Consider the following 22,349-nt stretch of genomic DNA (forward strand, 5'->3'; position numbering starts at 1 on the left):
CAGCGACGCAAGGGCCCCGGGGCGGTCGCCCCGGGGCCCTTACGCGTACCCGGACCGGTCAGTCGACCTCGGCCACGGCCTCCGCGAACTGCGCCTGGTAGAGCCGGGCGTAGGCGCCGCCGGTGGCGATCAGCTCGTCGTGCGAGCCCTGCTCCACGATGGAGCCGTTCTCCATCACCAGGATGACGTCGGCGTCGCGGATGGTGGAGAGGCGGTGCGCGATGACGAAGCTGGTGCGGCCGGTGCGCAGCCGGGCCATGGCCCGCTGGATGAGCACCTCGGTGCGGGTGTCGACCGAGCTGGTGGCCTCGTCCAGGACCAGGATCGACGGCTGGGCGAGGAAGGCCCGGGCGATGGTGATCAGCTGCTTCTCGCCCGCGCTGACGCCGGTGCCCTCGTCGTCGATGACGGTGTCGTAGCCGTCCGGGAGGGTGCGGACGAAGCGGTCGACGTGGGCGGCCTTCGCGGCCTCGATGACCTGCTCGCGGGTGGCCGACCCGGCGCCGTAGGCGATGTTGTCGGCGATGGTGCCGCCGAACAGCCAGGTGTCCTGGAGGACCATGCCGATGCCGGAGCGCAGGTCCTCGCGGGACATCGCGGCGATGTCGACGCCGTCGAGGGTGATCCGGCCGGAGCTGACCTCGTAGAACCGCATCAGCAGGTTGACCAGGGTGGTCTTGCCGGCGCCGGTGGGGCCGACGATGGCGACGGTCTGGCCGGGTTCGACCTTGAGCGAGAGGTCGTCGATGAGCGGCTTGTCGGGGTCGTAGCGGAAGGACACGTCCTGGAAGGCGACCCGGCCGTGGACCGCGTCGGGCTTCTCGGGCATGGCCGGCTCGGGGCTCTGCTCGGGGGCGTCGAGGAGTTCGAAGACGCGCTCGGCGGAGGCGACCCCGGACTGCACCAGGTTGGCCATGCTGGCGACCTGGGTGAGCGGCTGGCTGAACTGCCGGGAGTACTGGATGAAGGCCTGGACGTCGCCGATGGACAGCGAGCCGCTGGCCACCCGCAGGCCGCCGACGACCGCGACCAGCACGTACTGGAGGTTGCCGATCAGCATCATCGCGGGCTGGATGATCCCGGAGATGAACTGGGCGCGGAAGCTGGCGTGGAACAGCGCGTCGTTGTGCTCGCGGAAGGTCTCGGCGGACTCGCGCTGCCGCCCGAACACCTTGACCAGGGTGTGGCCGGTGTACATCTCCTCGATGTGGGCGTTGAGCTGGCCGGTGGACTTCCACTGCTGGACGAACTGCGGCTGGGCCCGCTTGCCGACCTTGGCGGCGACGACCACCGACAGCGGCACCGAGACCAGGGCGATCAGCGCCAGCAGCCAGGAGATCCAGAACATCATCGCCAGCACGCCGACCACGGTGAGCAGCGAGTTGACGACCTGTCCCATGGTCTGCTGCATGGACTGGCCGATGTTGTCGATGTCGTTGGTGACCCGGCTGAGCACCTCGCCGCGGGGCTGCTTGTCGAAGTAGCTGAGCGGCAGGCGGGCGAGCTTGGCCTCGACGTCCTGGCGCAGCCGGTAGCCGGCCGACTGGATGGCCTTGGTGGCCAGGCGGCCCTGGAGGATGCCGAAGCCGGCGGAGGCGACGTAGATGCCGAGCACCCAGAGCAGGACGGAGCCGATGGCGCCGAAGTCCATGCCCTGGCCGGGGGTGAAGTCGACCGCGGAGAGCAGGTCGGCGACGCCGCCCTGGCCGTGGGCGCGCAGGCCCTCGACGACCTCGGTCTTGGAGGTGCCGGGCTGGAAGCGGGCGCCGACGACGCCGGCGAAGATCAGGTCGGTGGCGTCGCCGAGGACCTTGGGGCCGGTGACGGCGCAGCCGATGCCGAGGACGCCGAGCACCAGGACGCCGATCAGCAGCTTGCGCTCGGGGCGCAGCAGGCCGAGGACGCGCTTGCCGGAGCCCTTGAAGTCCATCGACTTCTCGGCGCCCTGGCCGCCCATGAAGCGGCCCGGTCCGGCCGGGCCGCGGCGGGCGGCGGCGGCCTGGGAGTCGCTGGGCAGCCGGTCCTGGGGTTTCCCGGCGGGCTTCCCGGCGGGGCTCGCGGCGGACTTTCCTGGGGTGGTCACGCCGCCTCCTGCTCGGTGAGCTGGGAGAGCACGATCTCCCGGTACGTCGGGTTCTCGGCCATCAGTTCGTGGTGGGTGCCGGTGCCGACGACGGCGCCCTCGTCGAGGACGATGATCCGGTCGGCGTCGCGGATGGTGGAGACGCGCTGGGCGACGATCAGGACGGTGGCGTCGGCGGTCTCGCGGGCGAGGGCCTTGCGCAGCTTGGCGTCGGTGGCGTAGTCGAGCGCGGAGAAGGAGTCGTCGAAGAGGTAGACGTCGGGCTTGCGGACGAGGGCCCGCGCGATGGCCAGGCGCTGGCGCTGGCCGCCGGAGACGTTGCTGCCGCCCTGGGCGATGGGGGCGTCCAGGCCCTCGGCGAGCTTCTCGACGAACTCCTTGGCCTGGGCGATCTCCAGGGCGTGCCAGAGTTCCTCGTCGGTGGCGTCGGGGCGGCCGTAGCGCAGGTTGCTGGCGACGGTGCCGCTGAAGAGGTACGGCTTCTGCGGGACGATGCCGATGCTGTCGGCGATGGCGTCGGCGGAGAGCTCGCGCACGTCCACGCCGTCGAGCAGGACCTGGCCGGAGGTGGCGTCGAAGAGCCGGGGGACGAGGCCGAGCAGGGTGGACTTGCCGCTGCCGGTGGAGCCGATGATGGCGGTGGTCTCGCCGGGGCGGGCGGTGATGTCGATGCCGCGCAGCACCGAGGCCTCGGCGCCGGGGTAGCGGAAGTCGACGTCGCGCAGTTCCAGGTTGCCGCGGCGCAGCAGTTCGGTGACGGGGGCGGCGGGCGGGACGACGCTGGAGGAGGTGTAGAGGACTTCCTGGACGCGTTCGGCGCAGACCTCGGCGCGCGGCACCATCATGAACATGAAGGTGGCCATCATGACGCTCATCAGGATCTGCATCAGGTAGGAGAGGAACGCGGTGAGCGCGCCGATCTCCATGTCGCCGCTGTCGATGCGGTGGGCGCCGAACCAGAGCACCGCGACGCTGGAGACGTTCACGACCAGCATCACGGCCGGGAACATGACGGACATCAGCCGGCCGACCTGGCGGGCGGTGTGGGTGAGGTCCTCGTTGGCGTCGGCGAAGCGGCTCTGCTCGTGGCCGTCCTTGACGAAGGCGCGGATGACCCGGATGCCGGTGATCTGCTCGCGCAGGACCCGGTTCACGGTGTCGATCTTCACCTGCATGCTGCGGAACTTCGGCCGCAGGGCGCGCACCAGCAGGACGACGACCACGCCGAGCGCGGGGATGACGGCGAGCAGCAGCCCGGACAGCGGGACGTCCTGGTTGAGCGCCATGATGATGCCGCCGACGCACATGATCGGGGCGGCGACCATCAGGGTGAAGCTCATCAGGGCCAGCATCTGGACCTGCTGGACGTCGTTGGTGGTGCGGGTGATCAGGGAGGGGGCTCCGAACTGGCCGACCTCGCGGGAGGAAAAGCTCTGCACCCGCTCGAAGACGGCGGCGCGGACGTCGCGGCCGAAGGCCATCGCGGTGCGGGCGCCGAAGTAGACGGCGCCGATCGAGCACAGCGCCTGCACCAGGGTGACGCCGATCATCACGGCGCCCAGGCGCAGGATGTAGCCGGTGTCGCCCTTGACCACGCCCTTGTCGATGATGTCGGCGTTGAGCGTCGGCAGGTAGAGCGCCGCGAGGGTGGACACCAGTTGGAGGATCACCAGCATGGTGATCGGTCGGGAGTATGGGCGCAGGTACGCCCGGAGCAGTCTGATCAGCACTGGCCCACTCTTGTCGTCGCCGGTCGGGTTCGCACCCCAATTCTCGTGGCTCTGTAGCGTCGCACAGACGATTCGGGGGTTGTCCGACCGAGGTTTGCCGGGCCTTTGCCATCGCCCCCGCGGGCGCGGGCACCGGTCGCGCGGGGGCGTGCCAGCTGGATTCGCCCCCTTACGGAATGACCGGTTTCCCCCTAGGCTGCTGACTACGCCCTTGTTACTGACCGGTACCGCTCACGTTAACGGGCCCGGCGGCCGCCCCCACGGACGCCGCGACAATCCCTCAGACGGCCACCCGCCCCCGGAGGTCCTCGTTGAGTTCCGCGCAGTCCCTGATCGACTCCGGCAAAGCCGACATCGTCGCCGGGCGTCCGGCCTCCGTCGCCCACCTGTTCCTGGAACGCGTCGCCGCGACCCCGAACCACGAGGCCTACCGCCACCCCGTGACGGTCGACGACCAGGCCGCGGACGGCGCGCCGGGTGCCGAGCAGTGGCGCTCGCTCACCTGGGCGCAGACCGCCGTCCGGGTCAAGGCGGTGGCCGCCGGCCTGATGGCGCTCGGCATCCAGCCGGAGGACCGGGTCGCGCTGGCCGCCTCGACCCGGCTCGAGTGGATCCTCACCGACCTCGGCGCGATGTGCGCGGGCGCGGCCATCACCACGATCTACCCGAGCACCAACGGGGACGAGACGGCCTTCATCCTCTCCAACTCCGGGTCCCGGGCCATGTTCGCCGAGAACGCCGCCCAGCTGGCCAAGGCCGTCGACCACATCGACCAGCTGCCCGAGCTGCGCACCGTGATCCTCTTCGAGGCCCCCGCCGAGGCCCCCGAGACGGCCGGCCTCGACCTGATCACCCTGGCCGAGCTGGAACGGCGCGGCGCCGAGTACCTGGAGCAGCACCCGGACGCCGTCGAGAAGGCCGTGGCCGCGCTCGACCGGGAGCAGCTCGCCACCCTCATCTACACCTCCGGCACCACCGGCCGCCCCAAGGGCGTGCGCCTGGTGCACGACTGCTGGGCGTACGAGGGCAAGGCCCAGGAGGCCAGCGGCCTGCTCGGGCCCGACGACGTCCAGTTCATGTGGCTGCCGCTGTCGCACGTCTTCGGCAAGACGCTGATCTCCGGGCAGATCGCCACCGGCCACGTGATGGCGGTGGACGGCCGGGTCGACCGGATCATCCACAACCTGCCGGTCATCCGGCCCACCGTGATGGCCTCGGCGCCGCGCATCTTCGAGAAGGTGTACAACGGCATCGCCGGCCGGGCCCGGGCCGAGGGCGGGGCCAAGTACAAGATCTTCATGTGGGCCGCGCGGGTCGCCCGCGAGTACGCGCGGGTGGTCCAGGAGAGCCGGATCGCCACCGGCGCCGAGAGCGCCCCGCTCGGCCTGCGGCTGCAGCACGCGCTCGCCGACAAGCTGGTGTACGCGAAGATCAGGGCGGCCTTCGGCGGCCGGCTGCGCGGCGCCGTCTCCGGCAGCGCCGCGCTCGCCCCCGAGATCGGCTACTTCTTCCTCGGCGCAGGGGTGCCGATCCTGGAGGGCTACGGGCTGAGCGAGACCAGCGCCGGCTCCTGCGTCAACCGCAAGGAGGACGTGCGGATCGGCACGGTCGGCCGCCCGCTGCCCGGCACCGAGGTGCGGATCGCCGAGGACGGCGAGATCCTGCTGCGCGGCCCCGGCATCATGCGCGGCTACCACGACCTGCCGGAGAAGACCGCCGAGGTGCTGGAGCCGGACGGCTGGTTCCACACCGAGGACATCGGCGAGCTGAGCCCCGACGGCTTCCTGCGGATCACCGACCGCAAGAAGGACCTGTTCAAGACCTCCGGCGGCAAGTACGTGGCGCCCAGCGAGGTCGAGGGCAAGTTCAAGGCGGTCTGCCCGTTCGTCAGCAACATCCTGGTGATCGGCAACGGCCGCAACTACTGCACCGCGCTGATCGGCCTGGACGAGTCGGTGCTGATGCCGTGGGCCGCCGAGCACGGCCTGGCCGGGAAGAGCTACGCCGAGCTGGCCGCCGAGCCGGCCGTGCACCAGCTGATCGAGGGCTTCGTCAAGCGGGTCAACGGCGATCTCCAGCGCTGGCAGACGATCAAGAAGTTCCACCTGCTGCCGCGCGACCTCGACATCGAGCACGGGGAGCTCACCCCCAGCCTGAAGATCAAGCGCCCGGTGGTCGAGCGGACCTACGCGGACGCCGTGGCGGCCATGTACGCGGGCGCCAACGAGGCCTGATCCCCGCTCCCGTACGGTCCGCGCGGGGTTCGCGGGCCGTACGGGACAATGGGGTCATGCCCTCCGCACTCCCCGACGGCGAACCGGTGCCGTCCGACGGTTCCCTGCCCACCGACGCCCTGGCCGGGCTGGGCCGGCGGCCGTTCGGCTTCTACCTGCACGTGCCGTACTGCGCCAGCCGCTGCGGCTACTGCGACTTCAACACCTACACCGCCACCGAGCTGCGCTCCTCCGGGGCGGTCGCCTCGCAGGAGACCTACGCGGACAACGTGGTCGCCGAGATCCGGCTCGCCCGCAAGGTGCTGGGTGCCGTCGACCTGCCGGTGCGGACGGTGTTCCTCGGCGGCGGCACCCCGACCCTGCTGCCGGCCCGCGACCTGGTGAAGATGCTCGCCGCGCTGCGCGAGGAGTTCGGGCTCGCCCCGGACGCCGAGGTCACCACCGAGGCCAACCCGGAGTCCGTCGACCCGGCGTACCTGGCCGAGCTGCGCGAGGGCGGCTACAACCGGATCTCCTTCGGCATGCAGAGCGCCCGCCCGCACGTCCTCCAGCTGCTCGACCGCCACCACACCCCGGGCCGCCCCGAGGCCTGCGTGGCCGAGGCCCGCGCGGCCGGCTTCGAGCACGTCAACCTCGACCTGATCTACGGCACCCCCGGCGAGTCCGACGACGACTGGCGGGCCTCCCTGGACGCCGCGATCGGCGCCGGGCCGGACCACGTCTCCGCGTACTCCCTGATCGTCGAGGAGGGCACCCGGCTGGCCGCCCGGGTCAAGCGCGGCGAACTGCCGATGATCGACGACGACGTGCACGCCGACCGCTACCTCATCGCCGAGCAGGCGCTCAGCGCGGCCGGCTACGGCTGGTACGAGGTGTCCAACTGGGCCACCACCCCCGAGGGCCGCTGCCGCCACAACGAGCTCTACTGGACCGGCGCCGACTGGTGGGGCGCCGGCCCCGGCGCCCACAGCCACGTCGGCGGCGTCCGCTGGTGGAACGCCAAGCACCCCGCCGCCTACGCCCGGGCCCTCGCCGAGGGCCGCACCCCGGCCCAGGGCCGCGAGGTGCTCGGTGACGAGGACCGCCGGGTCGAACGCATCCTGCTGGAACTGCGCCTGGTGGAGGGAGTCCCGCTCGACCTGCTGACCGACGTGGGCCGCAAGGCCGCCGCCAGGGCCCTGGCGGACGGCCTCCTCGCCGAGGAGCCGTACGCGCGGGGCCGTGCCGCCCTCACCCTGCAGGGCAGGCTGCTGGCGGACGCGGTCGTGCGTGACCTCGTGGACTGACATTCGTTAACGTGGGCGTCAGCCGTCGGAGGGAGCGTGCGATGACCGCCATCGATGATCGGATGACCGGGATCTTCGAGAACCTGGAGGTGCCGGAAGGCGTCAAGGCCGAACTCATCAGGGGGGAAATCGTGATGATGGCCGGGCCGGACATGGTCCACAACCTCATCGTCTCCGCGATTCAGCACCAGACTCCGTACGCCCGGTGGCGGGCACTCCAGACCCAGGACCTGATCATCTCCGGTGAGGCCAGCGAACCCCAACCGGATCTGGTCGTCTTCGAGCGTGGTGTCGTCCCGGAGGCGGGCCGTCTGCTGTCCGCCTCCGCGGTGACCCTCGTGGTCGAGGTGGTCTCCAAGACCAGCGTGCACCGGGACTACCGGATCAAGCGCGAGATGTACGCCCAGGGTGGCATTCCGGCGTACCTCATCGTCGATCCGCTCAAGGGCGTGTGCGTGCTCCTCACGGACCTGACCACCGACACGCCGTCGGGACTCCCGGTGTACTGGTCCGAGCGGACCACCAAATTCGGTGACCCGATTCGGGTGGACCTGCTCGACATCACCCTGGACACCTCGGAGTTCCAGACCTACTCCTGACCCGGCAGGGCCGTGAAGTCGATCAGTTCCTCGACCCGGCCCAGGAGTTCGGATTCCAGGTCCTTGTAGCTGTTCACCTTCGACAGGATGTGCTTCCAGGCGGCCGGGGTGTCCACCGGCCAGCCGAGGCGGCGGCAGGTGCCCTCCTTCCAGTCCTCGCCGCGGGGGACGGCGGGCCAGGCGGGGATGCCGACGGAGGACGGCTTCACGGCCTGCCAGATGTCGATGTAGGGATGCCCGACGACCAGTACGTTCTCGCCGGTGACCCGGGCGGCGATGCGGTGCTCCTTCGTGCCCGGGAGCAGGTGGTCGACCAGCACCCCGAGGCGCCGTCCCGGGCCGGGGGCGAAGTCGGCGACGATCGCGGGGAGGTCGTCGATGCCCTGGAGGTACTCGACGACGACGCCCTCGATGCGCAGGTCGTCGCCCCAGACCCGCTCGACCAGTTCGGCGTCGTGCCGGCCCTCGACGTAGATCCGGGACTCGCGAGCGACCCGGGCGCGGGCGCCGGGGACGGCGACGGAGCCGGAGGCCGTACGCCCCGGAGTGCGGGGGGCGGCCGGGGCGGTCGGGCGGACCAGGGTGACGGCCCTGCCCTCCAGCAGGAAGCCGCGCGGGACCATCGGGAAGACCCGGTGCTTGCCGAAACGGTCCTCCAGGGTGACGGTGAAGCCCTCGGCGGTCTTCTCGCAGCGCACCACCGCCCCGCAGAAGCCGGTGGCCACCTCCTCGACCACCAGGTCCCGCTCGGCCGGCACCTCGGGTGCCGGCTGCTGCTTCTTCCACGGCGGGGTGAGGTCGGGTCCGTACTGGTGGCTGCGCATGGAGGCGACTATACGGACGGCCCGTCAGAGGCCCGGCGCGCCCCAGACCGGGAACCAGCGGCTCAGGTCCTTCTCCAGCCGCAGGTCGTTCCCCAGCATCGCGTTGACCTGCAGCTCCAGCGGGCTGTTGCGCCGCTCCCCGCCGCCGGGCATCGGGGCGAAGGGGTAGAAGGTGCCGCGCTTGTAGAGGTAGACCAGGGCCAGCGACTGCCCCTCCGGATTGCGGAAGCCAACCAGCGAGCAGAGCAGCTGCGGCCCGAAGCCGTTGGCCTCCAGCTCGCTGTTGACCGCGTGCAGGTCGTTCACCAGCTCCGGCAGTTCCTCGGGGGTGTGCCGGGCGAGCAGCCAGGAGTAGCCGTAGCCGTCCTTGGAGGCCTCCACCGGGACGCCGCCGCGCTCGGTGTCGGCGTCCAGCAGCGCCCGGACCTGCTGCTCCACCTGGACGAACGCCGCACCCTCGACGGCCGCGAAGCAGACCGAGCCGAGCCCGGTGGGCAGGAAGCCGGCCCCGGCCTCCAGGGTGAGCGCGGCGGACGGCACGCCGAACAGCTGGTCGAGGTCGGGCTTGACGGGCTTGGTGCGGCCGAACAGGGCGTCCAGGAATCCCACGTCGGTCCTTTCGTGAACGGGGGGCGGAACGGGTCAGCGGCCGAGCTGCTCGGAGATCTTCGCCAGCTGGGCCAGTCGCTTCTCCAGCGTCGGGTGGGTGGAGAACAGCTGGGAGGCGGTCTCCCGGGCGCTCAGCGCGGGGGCGAAGTAGAAGGCGTTGTAGGGCTGGGAGCGGCGCAGGTCCTCGGTGGGGATGGCAGCGATCTGCCCGGTCACCTTGGTGAGGGCGGAGGCCAGGGCGCTGGGCCGGCCGGTGAGCTGGGCGGCGGCCCGGTCGGCGGCCAGCTCGCGGTAGCGGGAGAGCAGCCGGGTGAGCAGGAAGCTGATGGCGTAGACGACCATCGACACCAGCGGGATGACCAGCGCCACGATGGCCGCGTTCTGGTCGTTGCTGTTGCGGTTGCCGCCCATGAACCCGCCGTACACGGCGATCCGGGTCATCGCCCCGGCGAGCACGCCGAGGAAGCCGGCGATGGTCATCACCGCGACGTCCCGGTGGGCGACGTGCGACAGCTCGTGCGCCAGGACGCCCTCCAGCTCCTCCGGTTCGAGCCGGCGCAGCAGGCCGGTGGTGACGCAGACCACGGCGTTCTGCGGGTTGCGGCCGGTGGCGAAGGCGTTGGGCATGTCGTTGTCGGCGACCGCCACGCGGGGTTTGGGCATGTCGGCCAGGGCGCAGAGCCGGTCGACCGTGCCGTGCAGCTGGGGGAACTGCTCCTCGGTCACCGGCCGGGCGCCCATGGCCCGCTCGGTGATCTTGTCGCTGAACCAGAACTGGGCCACGAACAGCCCGCCGGAGATCAGCACGATCAGTGGCCAGGCCCCGCGCAGCAGCGCGATCAGCAGGCCCGTGAAACCGACGTACAGCAGCCCGATCACGAACATCGTCGCGACCATGCGGCCGGTCAGGCCGCGGTCGGGCGCGAAACGGGTGTGCTGGCCCGAGCTCGACATCTCTTGCTCCTCCGTTCGCCGTCGCTTCCGATGCTGCCACCCGGACGGCCCCGGGGCACCACCCCCGCACGCGGAGTGTCGTGGCGGCCGTCCGGAACTGCGGGCAGGATCACCCCGGCCGGGCCGTTCCTGCGGTAGGACCCGGGCCGTACACTGGCAGGTACGGTTTTGGCACTCGGGTGTGCAGAGTGCCAGGGTCGGGGCCGTCCGAGGAGCGGCTCGCAGCATCACAGACGGACAACGTGCGAAGACGGAGGTGCGTGCCCCATGGCCGGTGAGGTCCGCCAGCTGGACGACCGCAAGCTCGCCGTGCTGCGCGCGATCGTCCAGGACTACGTGGGCACCGAGGAGCCGGTGGGCTCCAAGGCCCTGGTGGAGCGGCACAACCTGGGGGTGTCCCCGGCCACGGTCCGCAACGACATGGCGGCGCTGGAGGAGGAGGGGTACATCCACCAGCCGCACACCAGCGCCGGGCGAATCCCCACCGACAAGGGCTACCGGCTGTTCGTCGACAAGCTCGCCGAGATCAAGCCGATGAGCTCCCCGGAGCGCCGGGCGATCCGGCACTTCCTGGACGGCGCCGTCGACCTGGACGACGTGGTCAGGCGCACGGTGCGGCTGCTCGCCCAGCTGACCCGGCAGGTCGCCGTGGTGCAGTACCCCTCGCTCACCCGCTCCACCGTCCGGCACATCGAGCTGGTGGCGCTGGCCCCGGCCAAGGTGATGCTGGTGCTGATCACCAACACCGGCCGGGTCGAGCAGCGGATGATCGACTGCCCGGGCACGGTCGGCGAGACGGTGCTGGCGGACCTGCGGTCGCGGATCAACGCGCGGGCGGCCGGTCAGCGGCTGCCGGACGTCCCGGGGCTGCTGGAGGAGCTGCCGGGGGCCTTCGAGCAGGCCGACCGGCCGACCGTCAGTACGGTCCTGGCGACGCTGTTCGAGGCGCTCGCCGAGCAGAACGAGGAGCGGATCATGCTGGCCGGCACGGCCAACCTGACCCGCTTCGGGCACGACTTCCCGCTCACCATCCAGCCGGTGCTGGAGGCCCTGGAGGAGCAGGTCGTCCTGCTCCGCCTCCTGGGTGAGACCGCGGACGCCGCGATGACGGTCCGGATCGGGCGGGAGAACGCGTACGAAGGGCTGAATTCCACCTCGGTCGTTTCGGTCGGCTACGGTTCGGGCGACGAGAGCGTGGCCAAACTGGGTGTGATCGGTCCGACCCGGATGGACTACCCGGGCACAATGGGGGCGGTGCGAGCGGTGGCACGGTACGTGGGCCAGATCCTGGCCGAGTCGTAGCAAGCAAACCGTCGCCGGATGTCCGGCGGCGGTGTCCAGTCGCACTACTACAGGCGGAACAAGCGGAGCATTTGGTGGCCACGGACTACTACGCGGTACTCGGCGTCCGACGGGATGCGGGGCAGGACGAGATCAAGAAGGCGTTCCGGCGCCTGGCACGCGAACTGCACCCGGACGTCAACCCGGACCCGAAGACGCAGGAGCGGTTCAAGGAGATCAACGCCGCCTACGAGGTGCTCTCCGACCCGCAGAAGCGCCAGGTCTACGACCTCGGCGGCGACCCGCTGTCGCCCGGCGGCGGCGGTGGCGCGGGCGGCTTCGGCGCCGGCGCGGCGGGCTTCGGCTTCTCCGACATCATGGACGCCTTCTTCGGCGCCGCGGCCGGCCAGCGCGGCCCGCGCTCGCGCACCCGCCGCGGCCAGGACGCCATGATCCGGCTGGAGATCACCCTGGAGGAGGCCGCCTTCGGCACCACCAAGGAACTCCAGGTCGACACCGCCGTCACCTGCACCACCTGCAGCGGCGAGGGCGCGGCCCCCGGCACCTCCGCCCAGACCTGCGACATGTGCCGCGGCAAGGGAGAGGTCTCCCAGGTCACCCGCTCCTTCCTGGGCCAGGTCATGACCTCCCGCCCGTGCCCGCAGTGCCAGGGCTTCGGCACCGTCGTGCCGACCCCGTGCCCCGAGTGCGCCGGCGACGGCCGGGTGCGGGCCCGCCGCACCCTGACGGTCAAGATCCCGGCCGGTGTGGACAACGGCACCCGGATCCAGCTGGCCGGCGAGGGCGAGGTCGGCCCCGGCGGCGGCCCGGCCGGCGACCTGTACGTGGAGATCGCCGAGACCACCCACAGCGTCTTCCAGCGGCGCGGGGACGACCTGCACTGCACCGTCACCATCCCGATGACGGCGGCCGCGCTCGGCACCCAGGTGCCGCTGCAGACCCTGGACGGGCTGGAGGAGGTCGACATCCGGCCCGGCACCCAGTCCGGCCAGTCGATCCCGCTGCACGGCCGGGGCATCACCCACCTGCGCGGGGGCGGCCGCGGCGACCTGATAGTGCACGTCGAGGTGCAGACGCCCACCAAGCTCGACGCCGAGCAGGAGGAGCTGCTGCGCCGGCTCTCCATGCTGCGCGGCGAGGAGCGGCCGTCCGGCCAGTTCGCGCCGGGCCAGCAGGGCCTGTTCTCGCGCCTGAAGGACGCCTTCAACGGCCGGTAGTCGTCCGGGAAGGGGTGCCGGGGGCAGTTCCCCGGCACCCCTTTCGCGTTGTCCCCACTCGGCCGCCGGCCCCTTCCTGGAAAGGTCCCCCTCATGACCGCGCCCGTCTTCGTCGTCGAGACCGAGCGGATCGCCGCCGCCGCGCCCGGGGCCGTGGTGCGGCTCGACGGCGCGGAGGGGCGGCACGCGGCGGCGGTGAAGCGGCTGACGGCCGGTGAGGCGGTGACCCTGGCGGACGGGCTGGGCCTCGGCGTGGACGGCACCGTCGCCGAGGTGCTCGGCAAGGACGCGATCGACGTCACCGTCGACGCCGTACGGCGGGAGCCGGAGCCGGCACCGCGGATCGTGGTGGTCCAGGCGCTGCCCAAGGGCGACCGCGGCGAGCTGGCCGTGGAGACCATGACCGAGGTCGGCGTGGACGTGGTGGTCCCCTGGGCCGCCTCCCGGTGCATCACCCAGTGGAAGGGCGAGCGCGGCGCCAAGGCGCTCGCCAAGTGGCGGGCCACCGCCCGGGAGGCGGGCAAGCAGTCCCGCCGGCTGCGCTTCCCCGAGGTGCGCGAGCTGGTGACCACCCGGCAGCTGGCGCCGCTGCTGGCGCAGGCCGCCCTGGCCGCCGTGCTGCACGAGGAGGGCGCCGAGCCGCTGGCGCAGGCCGCGCTGCCGGCCGGCGGGGACATCGTGCTGGTGGTCGGCCCGGAGGGCGGGGTCTCCCCGGAGGAGCTCGCGGCCTTCGCCGAGGCGGGCGCGGCGCCGTACCGGTTGGGCCCCTCGGTGCTGCGCACCTCGACCGCCGGGGTGGCCGCCGGGGCGCTGCTGCTGGGGCGCACCGGCCGCTGGGCGTAACTCCCGCGCGCCCGACCGGAGTTCTCGGGAAATCGGAGCGGATCGTACCCGCACCTGCTTACGCTGACCGGGTGACGGACTCCCTGAGCACCTCTCCGGGCGCCTATCTGCGCCATCCCCATCTGCACGGTGACCTGGTCGCCTTCGTCGCCGAGGACGACCTGTGGCTCGCCCCGCTGGGCGGCGGCCGCGCCTGGCGGCTGACCGCCGATCACCTGCCGGTGCACCACCCCCGCTTCTCCCCGGACGGGCGGCTCATCGCCTTCACCTCCACCCGGGACGGCGCCCCCGAGGTGCACGTGGTGCCGGTGGACGGCGGGCCGTCCCGGCGGCTGACGTACTGGGGCAACGGCGAGACCCGGGTGCAGGGCTGGACCGCCGACGGGCACCCGATCGCGACCACCGGCGCGGGCGAGTCCGGTGTGCGGCGCACCTGGGCGCACGCCGTCCCGCTGGACGGCGGCGAGGCGGTGCGGCTGCCGTACGGGCCGGTCGGCGGACTGGCCTTCGAGCCGGACGGCGGGCGGGCGCTGCTGGTGACCGTCAACAACCGCGAGCCGGCCTGGTGGAAGCGCTACCGGGGCGGCCGGGCGGGCAAGTTGTGGATCGGGCAGGACCGGTTCACGCGCATCCACGAGGAGTTGGACGGGCAGCTCGACTCCCCGCTGTGGGTGGCCGGTGAGGGTGCGCGGGACGGCCGGATCGCCTTCCTGTCCGACCACGAGGGCGTCGGCGAGCTGTGGTCCAGCCGCCCGGACGGCTCCGACCTGCGCCGCCACAGCACCGACCCGGACGGCTTCTACGCCCGCAACGCCGCCACCGACGGCACCAGGGTCGTCTTCCACCGGGCCGGCGACCTCTGGCTGCTGGACGACCTGGACACCGCCGCGCCCCGCCGCCTGGACATCCGGCTGGCCGGGCCGCGCGCCGGCCGCCGCCCCCACCCGGTGCCCGCCGCGCACTGGCTGGAGTCCGCCGCCCCCGACCGCACCGGCCGGGCCAGCGCCGTGGTGGTGCGCGGCAGCGTGCACTGGCTGACCCACCGGGAGGGCCCGGCCCGGGTGATGGACGAGGCCCCGGGCGTACGCGCCCGGCTGGTCCGGGTGGTGCCGGGGGAGGACGGCGCCCAGGGCGTGCTCTGGGTGTCCGACGCCGAGGGCGAGGACGCCCTGGAGTACGCCCCCGCCGTCCACGACCCCGAGCGGCGCCGGCTGGCCGCCGGGCAGCTGGGCCGGGTCAACTCGCTGGTGGTCTCCCCGGACGGCAAGCAGGCGGCGCTCGGCGTGCACGACGGCCGGGTGCTGCTGGTCGCGCTGGCCGACGGCGCCGTGCACGAGCTGGAGCGCAGCACCGACGGCGAGGTCAGCGGGCTGGCGTTCAGCCCGGACTCGGCCTGGCTGGCGTGGTCCCGCCCGGTGCACCGGATGGGCCCGTACTCGCTGCGCCAGATCGTGCTGGCGAACCTGGCCACCCGCACCGTCAGCGAGGTCACCCAGCAGCGCTTCGTCGACACCTCGCCCGCCTTCACCGCGGACGGCCGCTACCTGGCCTTCCTGTCGGTGCGCGACTTCGACCCGGTCTACGACGCGCACGCCTTCGACCTGTCCTTCCCGAACGGCTGCCGCCCGTACCTCGTCACCCTCGCCGCCGACACGCCGTCCCCGTTCGGGCCGCAGCGGGCCGGGCGCCCGCCGGGCGGGGAGGAGGACGAGCCCAGGGCCCGGAAGGCGGACGGCGAGGAGGGTGCGGACGGGGCCGCGCCGGCCACCAGGGTGGACCTGGACGGCATCGCCGACCGGATCCTGCCGTTCCCGGTCGAGGGCGGCCGTTTCCACGCGCTGCACGCCGCCAAGGACGGGGTGCTGTGGACCAGGGCGCCGCTGCTGGGCGAACTCGGCGACGAGGCGGCCTCGTTGGACGACGAGCGGCCCCGCCCGGTGCTGGAGCGCTTCGACCTCAGGAAGCGCCGGGCCGAGCAGCTGGTGCACGGGGTCGACGGGTTCGCGATCAGCGGGGACGGCACCCGGGTGGCGGTGCTGGACGGGAGCGAGCTGCGGATCGTCCCGGCGGACCACAAGGCGGGCGGCGAGGACGACGAGACCGCCGTCGACCTCACCAGGCTGCGGGTGACCGTCGACCCGGCCGCCGAGTGGCGGCAGATGTACGCCGAGAACGGCCGCCTGATGCGGGACAACTTCTGGCGCCCGGACCTCGGCGGCCTCGACTGGGCCGGGATCCTGGACCGCTACCGGCCGCTGGTCGAGCGGGTCGGCTCGCACGACGAACTGGTCGACCTGCTCTGGGAGGTGCACGGCGAACTCGGCACCTCGCACGCCTACGTCGTCCCCTACGGCCGCTACACCGAGCCGGCCCGGCGCCAGGGCCTGCTCGGCGCCGACCTGGTCAAGGACGGCGAGCGGTGGCGGATCGCCCGGATCCTGCCCGGCGAGTCCTCCGACCCCCGGGCCCGCTCGCCGCTGGCCGCGCCCGGCGCCGCGATCCGCCCGGGCGACGCCGTGCTGGCCGTCAACGGCCGCCCGGTGGACCCGGTCACCGGCCCGGCCCCGCTGCTGGCCGGCACGGCCGGGCAGCCGGTCGAGCTGACGGTGGCCGGCAAGGACGGCACCGACCAGCGCCACCCCGTGGTCGTCCCGCTCGCCGACGAGGAGGCGCTGCGCTACCACGACTGGGTGGCCGGGCGGCGGGCCGCGGTGCGGGAGCTGTCCGGCGGCCGGCTGGGCTACCTGCACATCCCCGACATGCAGACGGCCGGCTGGGCCCAGCTGCACCGGGACCTGTCCACCGAGATGGCCCGGGAGGGCCTGATCGTGGACGTCCGGGAGAACCGCGGCGGCCACACCTCGCAGCTGGTGATCGAGAAGCTGGCCCGGCGGATCGTCGGCTGGTACGCGATCCGGGACGCCGACCACCCGGTGCCCTATCCGATGGACGCCCCGCGCGGGCCGGTGGTCGCGCTCGCCAACGAGCTGTCCGGCTCGGACGGCGACGTGGTCAACGCCGCCATCCAGGCGCTCGGGATCGGCCCGGTGGTCGGCACCCGCACCTGGGGCGGGGTGATCGGCATCGACAGCAAGTACCAGCTGGTCGACGGCACCCTGGTCACCCAGCCCAAGTACGCGATGTGGCTGGAGAACTACGGCTGGGGCGTGGAGAACCACGGCGTCGACCCGGACGTCGAGGTGCCGTTCGCCCCGCACCACTGGGCGGCCGGCGAGGACCCCCAGCTGGCCGAGGGCGTGCGGATCGCCCTGGAGACCCTGGCCGGCACCCCGGCCCGCTCGGGGCCGCGGCTGCCCTGGGCGTAGCGGCCGGCGTCCGGGGCGGGTGGCCGGGGCCGGCCTCCCGCCCCGGGGCGTGGGTAGGATGCGGGGCTGTTCTTGATCGCGATCTTGGTCTGATCGACAGCTCACGGGGGAGCGCACCATGGCTCAGGGCTATCCATCGCCGCAGTACCCGCAGAACGGCTACGGGGCGAACCCGTACGCCCGGGCACCGTACGCGCAGCCGCCGCAGGCGCAGCAGCCGTACGCCCAGCCGCAGCCGTACGCCCAGCCGCCGGCCCAGCAGTACGCCCAACCGCCGCAGCCCTACGACCGGGCCCCGTCCCCGCAGGCGCGGCCCGCGCTGCCGCCGTGCCCCAAGGAGGCGGGCGGCGGACGGCGGTTCCTGGCGATCGTGCTGGACTTCGTCCTCGCCGTCGGCCTCGGCTTCGCCGCCGCGCGCGCCGCCGAGGCCGCGAGCCGCCCGAAGCCGGTCGCGCACGCGGCGGCCCGCGCGGCAGGCCACGCCGTCCAGCAGGGCGGCGGCCCGGTGCCGTACTTCGTGACCCTGCTGGGCGTCGGCCTGCTGGCCTCGTTCCTCAACCAGGTGGTGCTGGCCCGGCTGACCGGCTTCAGCGTGGGCAAGGGGATCATGGCGATGCGGGTGGTGCGCCGCAAGCGGGTGATGCGGCCCAACACGTGGCGGCTGACCCGGCGCTGGCTGCTGGGCTTCGTCTACCTGGCGGTGATGTTCATCTCCGAGGACGTCGAGGTGTCCGAAGGGGACATCGTCGGGATGCGGGCGGTGCGCTGGAAGCACCTGCGGGAGTACCAGCAGGCGGTCGGGCGGCTCGGCTAGGCTGCGCCCGTACGGCCCCACGTCAACGAAGTCCAGCGACCCGAGGAGAAGCCGATGGCCGGCGAGCCGCAGTCCGACTGCCTGTTCTGCAAGATCGTGGCGGGCGAGGTCCCGGCGACCGTGGTGCGCAAGACCGAGCGCACCCTCGCCTTCCGCGACATCGCCCCCAAGGCCCCGGTGCACGTCCTGGTCATCCCGCACGCCCACTACCCGAACGCCGCGGAGCTGGCCGCCGCCGAGCCGGCGCTCGCCGGCGAACTGCTCGCCGAGGCGGGCGCGGTGGCGCGGGACGAGGGCATCGAGGACTACCGGCTGATCTTCAACACCGGCGCGGGCGCCGGACAGACCGTCTTCCACGCCCACGTGCACGTGCTCGGCGGCAGGCACATGACCGAGAGCATGGTCTGATCCCAGGTGTCGCAGCGCGAACTCGTCGTCCTGGGCACCGCCAGCCAGGTGCCCACCCGGCACCGCAACCACAACGGCTACCTGCTCCGCTGGGACGGCGAGGGCCTGCTGTTCGACCCCGGCGAGGGCACCCAGCGGCAGATGCTGCACGCCGGGGTCTCGGCCACCCAGATCACCCGGATCGCGGTGACCCACTTCCACGGCGACCACTGCCTGGGCCTCGCCGGGGTGATCCAGCGGATCAACCTTGACCGGGTCCCGCACCCGGTCGACGTCTACTTCCCGGCCTCCGGCGAGGTCTACTTCGAGCGGCTGCGGCACGCCACCGCCTACCACGAGACCGCCGTGCTGCGGCCCCGCCCGATCGACGAGCCGGGCCCGCTGCCCGCGCCCGGCGCCCGCTTCGCACTGGACGCCGTCCGGCTGGACCACCCGGTGGAGTCCTTCGGCTACCGGCTGTCCGAGCCGGACGGCCGCCGCCTGGTGCCCGAGCGGCTCGCCGCGTACGGCGTGCACGGCCCGGCCGTCGGCCGGCTCCAGCACGAGGGCGCGATCGAGGTGGACGGCCGCACCGTCACCCTGGACGAGGTCAGCGAGCCGAGGCCGGGCCAGAGGTTCGCCTTCGTGATGGACACCCGGCTGTGCGAGGGGGTGCACCTACTCGCCGAAGGCGCCGACCTGCTGGTGGTCGAGGCCACCTTCGCCGACGCCGACGCCCAGCTCGCCGAGGACCACGGCCACCTCACCGCCGGCCAGGCCGCCAAGGCCGCCGCCGAGGCCGGGGTGCGCACCCTGGTGCTGACCCACTTCTCCCAGCGCTACCCGGACCTGGGCCAGCACCTGGCCGACGCCCGCAAGCACTTCGACGGGGATCTGGTGCTCGCCGAGGACCTCGCCCGGGTTCCCGTCCCGGCCCGCCGCCACCCGTGACCGGCGCGCCACCACCCGGGACCGGTGCCCGGGGCCGACGGAAAAAGGGTTCGCGCCGCCCCGCGATCTGCCGCAGCATCGTCGGGTGCGGCCCCGCCGCCCGCCGCAGCGATCACGCTCGCGGCGTACCCTGGTGCCCCGGAGACCGAGCGGCACACGAGACCACGGATGGGATGAGGCAGGCCCCAGCGCCGACCTATGAGTGACACATCGCAGACCCGTACCGACGGGCAGTCGCGCCCCGAACCGGCCGACGACGGCCGGGTGAGCGCCCGGATCGTGATCCCCGAGAAGCACCCGATGGTCACCCTGCTCGGCACGGCGGACTCGCTGCTGCGCGTGATCGAGCAGGGCTTCCCCGCCGCCGACATCCACGTCCGCGGCAACGAGGTGACCGCCACCGGGGAGCGCGCCGAGGTCGCCCTGGTGCAGAAGCTCTTCAACGAGATGATGCTGGTGCTGCGCACCGGTCAGCCCCTGACGGAGGACTCCGTGGAGCGCTCCATCGCCATGCTCCGTGAGGAGGACCCGGACAGCCCGGCGCCGTCCCAGGTGTTCACCGCGAACATCCTGTCCAACCGGGGCCGCACGATCCGCCCCAAGACGCTCAACCAGCAGCGCTACGTCGAGGCGATCGACAAGCACACGATCGTCTTCGGCCTCGGCCCGGCCGGCACCGGCAAGACCTACCTGGCGATGGCCAAGGCCGTCCAGGCCCTCCAGGCCAAGGAGGTCAACCGGATCATCCTGACCCGCCCGGCGGTCGAGGCGGGCGAGCGGCTGGGCTTCCTGCCCGGCACCCTCTACGAGAAGATCGACCCGTACCTGCGCCCGCTGTACGACGCGCTGCACGACATGATGGACCCGGACTCCATCCCGCGACTGATGGCGGCCGGCACCATCGAGGTCGCCCCGCTCGCGTACATGCGCGGCCGCACCCTCAACGACGCCTTCATCATCCTCGACGAGGCCCAGAACACCTCGCCCGAGCAGATGAAGATGTTCCTCACCCGCCTCGGGTTCAACTCCCGGGTGGTGGTCACCGGCGACACCAGCCAGATCGACCTCCCGGGCGGCACCCGCAGCGGCCTCAAGGTCGTCCAGGAGATCCTGGCCGACGTCCCGGACATCCACTTCTCCGTCCTCACCAGCACCGACGTGGTCCGCCACAAGCTGGTCGGCCGGATCGTGGACGCCTACGAGCGCTGGGACGCCCGGCAGGAGGCCGAGGAGAACGCCCCGGCCGCCCGCAAGCCCGCCCAGCGGCGCCCCGGCAAGACCGCCGCGGGGCGCGCACCCCGACAGTCCCATCGCACCGAAAGCTGAGCACACAGCCCGTCATGTCGATCGACATCGCCAACGAGTCCGGCTGGGACGCCGACGAGGAAGCCATCCTCGACGTCGCCCGCTTCGCCCTGGACAAGATGCGGATCCACCCGCAGTCCGAACTGTCCGTGATCCTGGTGGACGGTGCGGCGATGGAGGAGCTGCACATCCAGTGGATGGACCTGCCCGGCCCGACCGACGTGATGTCGTTCCCGATGGACGAGCTGCGTCCCGGCAAGGAGGGCGAGGAGCTGCCGCAGGGCCTGCTCGGCGACATCGTGCTCTGCCCCGAGGTCGCCGAGCAGCAGGGCAAGGCCGCCCCCTCCAAGCACTCGATGGACGAGGAGCTGCAGCTGCTCACCGTCCACGGCGTGCTGCACGTCCTCGGCTACGACCACGAGGAGCCGGACGAGGAGGAGGAGATGTTCGCCCTCCAGAAGCGCATCCTGGACGACTGGCGGGCGGGCCGCGGCCTCGGCGGCATCTCGCCGGCCCCCACCACCCACTGAGCGCGGAGCCCGAACCCCTGTGAGTGGTGAGAGTACGAGCTTCATCCTCGGCGCCGTGGCCCTGGTCGTGCTCGGCTGGCTGGCAGCGTGCGCCGAGGCGGGCATCTCCCGGGTCTCCCGGTTCCGGGCGGAGGAGGCCGTGCGCAACGGGCGGCGCGGTTCCGCGCGGCTGCTGGCCGTCGCCTCCGACCCGTTCCGCTACCTCAATCTGGCCACCCTGATCCGGGTCGCCAGCGAGATGGCGGCCGCGGTGCTGGTCACCGCGGTGTGCGTGCGCAACATCCACCCGACCTGGCAGGCCGTGCTGCTGGCCTTCGGCGTGATGGTGCTGGTGTCCTTCGTCGCGGTGGGCGTCTCGCCGCGCACGATCGGGCGCCAGCACCCGATCTCCACCGCGACCGCGGCCTCCTTCGTGCTGCTGCCGTTGGCCGCGGTGCTCGGCCCGATCCCGCGGCTGCTGATCCTGCTGGGCAACGCGCTGACCCCGGGCAAGGGCTACCGCGAGGGGCCGTTCGCCTCCGAGGCGGAACTGCGGGCGCTGGTCGACCTCGCCGAGAAGGACGACCTGATCGAGGACGAGGAGCGCCGGATGGTGCACTCGGTCTTCGAGCTGGGCGACACCATCGTGCGCGAGGTGATGGTGCCGCGCACCGACCTGGTGATGATCGAGAGGCACAAGACCGTCCGGCAGGCGCTGACCCTGGCGCTGCGCTCGGGCTTCTCGCGGATCCCGGTGGTCGGCGACAACGAGGACGACGTGGTCGGCATCGTCTACCTCAAGGACCTGGTGCGCCGCACGCACATCAACCGCGAGGCGGAGTCCGAGGAGGTCGGCGCGGTGATGCGCCCGGCGGTGTTCGTCCCGGACTCCAAGCCGGCCGGCGACCTGCTGCGCGAGATGCAGCAGCGCCGCTCGCACGTCGCGATCGTGATCGACGAGTACGGGGGCACGGCGGGCCTGGTCACCATCGAGGACATCCTGGAGGAGATCGTCGGCGAGATCACCGACGAGTACGACCGGGAGATCGCGCCGATCGAGGACCTCGGCGACGGCTCGTACCGGATCACCGCCCGCCTGCTGGTGGAGGACCTGGGCGAGCTGTTCGGCATCGAGCTGGAGGACGAGGACGTCGAGACCGTCGGCGGGCTGCTGGCCAAGCACCTCGGCCGGGTGCCGATCCCCGGCTCCTCCTGCGAGATCCCGCTGCCCGAGCCGGTCGCGGACGGCCTGACCGGCATCCTGCTGACCGCCGAGTCCTCGGCCGGGCGCCGCAACCGGATCGGCTCGATGGTCGCCTCGCCGGTGCGCGGGGCGGAGGCGGCGGCGCAGGCACCGGGCGAGTAGCGGGTGGGCG

The 22,349-nt window shown here is 72.5% G+C and carries 18 protein-coding genes; 13 read left to right on the top strand and 5 right to left on the bottom strand.

All coding sequences use genetic code 11. The features are described from left to right. Window positions 1-58: 58 nt before the first annotated feature. Window positions 59-2,083: an ABC transporter ATP-binding protein gene (locus ACFV1W_RS07715; protein ID WP_380414071.1), complete on the bottom strand. Its 2,025-nt coding sequence runs from the start codon at window positions 2,081-2,083 to the stop codon at window positions 59-61. Then, window positions 2,080-3,813: an ABC transporter ATP-binding protein gene (locus ACFV1W_RS07720; RefSeq protein ID WP_380414073.1), complete on the bottom strand. Its 1,734-nt coding sequence runs from the start codon at window positions 3,811-3,813 to the stop codon at window positions 2,080-2,082. Before ACFV1W_RS07720 ends, ACFV1W_RS07715 begins: the two co-directional genes overlap by 4 nt. A gap of 311 nt (window positions 3,814-4,124) precedes the next feature. Between ACFV1W_RS07720 and ACFV1W_RS07725 the strand changes: the two genes are divergently transcribed. Genes ACFV1W_RS07725 through ACFV1W_RS07735 form a run of 3 tightly spaced genes read left to right on the top strand, consistent with a single transcriptional unit; the run spans window position 4,125 to window position 7,932 of the window. After that, window positions 4,125-6,047, top strand: coding sequence for an AMP-dependent synthetase/ligase (locus ACFV1W_RS07725; protein WP_380414075.1), 1,923 nt, complete (start codon window positions 4,125-4,127; stop codon window positions 6,045-6,047). A gap of 56 nt (window positions 6,048-6,103) precedes the next feature. Continuing rightward, window positions 6,104-7,333 (top strand): radical SAM family heme chaperone HemW, encoded by a 1,230-nt coding sequence (gene hemW, locus ACFV1W_RS07730; RefSeq protein ID WP_380414077.1) that lies wholly within the window; start codon window positions 6,104-6,106, stop codon window positions 7,331-7,333. Between the two features lie 41 nt (window positions 7,334-7,374). Next, the gene (locus ACFV1W_RS07735; RefSeq protein ID WP_033348982.1) at window positions 7,375-7,932 is read left to right on the top strand and encodes a Uma2 family endonuclease; all 558 of its coding nucleotides are present in this window, start codon (window positions 7,375-7,377) and stop codon (window positions 7,930-7,932) included. On the opposite strand, the gene ACFV1W_RS07740 is transcribed toward ACFV1W_RS07735, so the two are convergent. The 3 genes from ACFV1W_RS07740 to htpX are packed head-to-tail and all read right to left on the bottom strand — an operon-like array spanning window position 7,923 to window position 10,319. Next, the gene (locus tag ACFV1W_RS07740) at window positions 7,923-8,756 is read right to left on the bottom strand and encodes a DUF3097 domain-containing protein (protein ID WP_380414080.1); all 834 of its coding nucleotides are present in this window, start codon (window positions 8,754-8,756) and stop codon (window positions 7,923-7,925) included. The genes ACFV1W_RS07735 and ACFV1W_RS07740 overlap by 10 nt on opposite strands. Before the next feature lie 24 nt (window positions 8,757-8,780). Further along, complete coding sequence (locus ACFV1W_RS07745; protein WP_380414081.1) at window positions 8,781-9,365, bottom strand: hypothetical protein; 585 nt, start codon at window positions 9,363-9,365, stop codon at window positions 8,781-8,783. A gap of 33 nt (window positions 9,366-9,398) precedes the next feature. Next, window positions 9,399-10,319 carry a zinc metalloprotease HtpX gene (gene htpX / locus ACFV1W_RS07750; protein ID WP_380414083.1) on the bottom strand — a complete coding sequence of 307 codons (921 nt, stop codon included), beginning with the start codon at window positions 10,317-10,319 and terminating at the stop codon, window positions 9,399-9,401. 267 nt (window positions 10,320-10,586) lie between these two features. Here htpX and hrcA point away from each other — a divergent pair, with 267 nt between their 5' ends. The 10 genes from hrcA to ACFV1W_RS07800 all read left to right on the top strand — a co-directional run bounded on the left by hrcA (window position 10,587) and on the right by ACFV1W_RS07800 (window position 22,339). Next, a complete protein-coding gene (gene hrcA, locus ACFV1W_RS07755) occupies window positions 10,587-11,621 on the top strand; it encodes a heat-inducible transcriptional repressor HrcA (RefSeq protein WP_380414085.1) in 1,035 nt (344 codons plus the stop codon). Between the two features lie 74 nt (window positions 11,622-11,695). Further along, window positions 11,696-12,838, top strand: coding sequence for a molecular chaperone DnaJ (dnaJ, locus tag ACFV1W_RS07760; RefSeq protein WP_270147029.1), 1,143 nt, complete (start codon window positions 11,696-11,698; stop codon window positions 12,836-12,838). 93 nt (window positions 12,839-12,931) lie between these two features. After that, on the top strand, window positions 12,932-13,681 hold the full coding sequence (locus ACFV1W_RS07765) for a 16S rRNA (uracil(1498)-N(3))-methyltransferase (protein WP_380414087.1): 750 nt from the start codon (window positions 12,932-12,934) through the stop codon (window positions 13,679-13,681). A gap of 71 nt (window positions 13,682-13,752) precedes the next feature. Further along, complete coding sequence (locus ACFV1W_RS07770; protein ID WP_380414089.1) at window positions 13,753-17,007, top strand: PDZ domain-containing protein; 3,255 nt, start codon at window positions 13,753-13,755, stop codon at window positions 17,005-17,007. 118 nt (window positions 17,008-17,125) lie between these two features. After that, entirely contained in the window at window positions 17,126-17,821 is a 696-nt protein-coding gene (locus ACFV1W_RS07775; RefSeq protein WP_380414090.1) for an RDD family protein, read from the top strand. A 54-nt stretch (window positions 17,822-17,875) separates the two neighbouring features. Beyond that, entirely contained in the window at window positions 17,876-18,229 is a 354-nt protein-coding gene (locus ACFV1W_RS07780) for a histidine triad nucleotide-binding protein (RefSeq protein WP_380414091.1), read from the top strand. 6 nt (window positions 18,230-18,235) lie between these two features. Continuing rightward, window positions 18,236-19,159, top strand: a complete 924-nt coding sequence (locus ACFV1W_RS07785; protein ID WP_380414093.1) for a ribonuclease Z — start codon at window positions 18,236-18,238, stop codon at window positions 19,157-19,159. A 198-nt stretch (window positions 19,160-19,357) separates the two neighbouring features. Further along, window positions 19,358-20,485: a PhoH family protein gene (locus ACFV1W_RS07790; protein ID WP_380414094.1), complete on the top strand. Its 1,128-nt coding sequence runs from the start codon at window positions 19,358-19,360 to the stop codon at window positions 20,483-20,485. 14 nt (window positions 20,486-20,499) lie between these two features. Beyond that, a complete protein-coding gene (gene ybeY / locus ACFV1W_RS07795) occupies window positions 20,500-20,994 on the top strand; it encodes an rRNA maturation RNase YbeY (RefSeq protein WP_189917985.1) in 495 nt (164 codons plus the stop codon). A 19-nt stretch (window positions 20,995-21,013) separates the two neighbouring features. Continuing rightward, window positions 21,014-22,339 carry a hemolysin family protein gene (locus ACFV1W_RS07800; RefSeq protein ID WP_380414096.1) on the top strand — a complete coding sequence of 442 codons (1,326 nt, stop codon included), beginning with the start codon at window positions 21,014-21,016 and terminating at the stop codon, window positions 22,337-22,339. Window positions 22,340-22,349 lie beyond the last annotated feature (10 nt).

It is taken from the genome of Kitasatospora sp. NPDC059648, assembly GCF_042734825.1.
GTDB lineage: Bacteria > Actinomycetota > Actinomycetes > Streptomycetales > Streptomycetaceae > Kitasatospora.

Coding starts and splice junctions, on each gene's coding strand:
- hemW (WP_380414077.1), top strand. CDS start 6,104: ATGCCCTCCGCACTCCCCGACGGCGAACCGGTGCCGTCCGACGGTTCC.
- ACFV1W_RS07735 (WP_033348982.1), top strand. CDS start 7,375: ATGACCGCCATCGATGATCGGATGACCGGGATCTTCGAGAACCTGGAG.
- ACFV1W_RS07740 (WP_380414080.1), bottom strand. CDS start 8,756: ATGCGCAGCCACCAGTACGGACCCGACCTCACCCCGCCGTGGAAGAAG.
- htpX (WP_380414083.1), bottom strand. CDS start 10,319: ATGTCGAGCTCGGGCCAGCACACCCGTTTCGCGCCCGACCGCGGCCTG.
- hrcA (WP_380414085.1), top strand. CDS start 10,587: ATGGCCGGTGAGGTCCGCCAGCTGGACGACCGCAAGCTCGCCGTGCTG.
- ACFV1W_RS07765 (WP_380414087.1), top strand. CDS start 12,932: ATGACCGCGCCCGTCTTCGTCGTCGAGACCGAGCGGATCGCCGCCGCC.
- ACFV1W_RS07775 (WP_380414090.1), top strand. CDS start 17,126: ATGGCTCAGGGCTATCCATCGCCGCAGTACCCGCAGAACGGCTACGGG.
- ACFV1W_RS07780 (WP_380414091.1), top strand. CDS start 17,876: ATGGCCGGCGAGCCGCAGTCCGACTGCCTGTTCTGCAAGATCGTGGCG.
- ACFV1W_RS07790 (WP_380414094.1), top strand. CDS start 19,358: ATGAGTGACACATCGCAGACCCGTACCGACGGGCAGTCGCGCCCCGAA.
- ybeY (WP_189917985.1), top strand. CDS start 20,500: ATGTCGATCGACATCGCCAACGAGTCCGGCTGGGACGCCGACGAGGAA.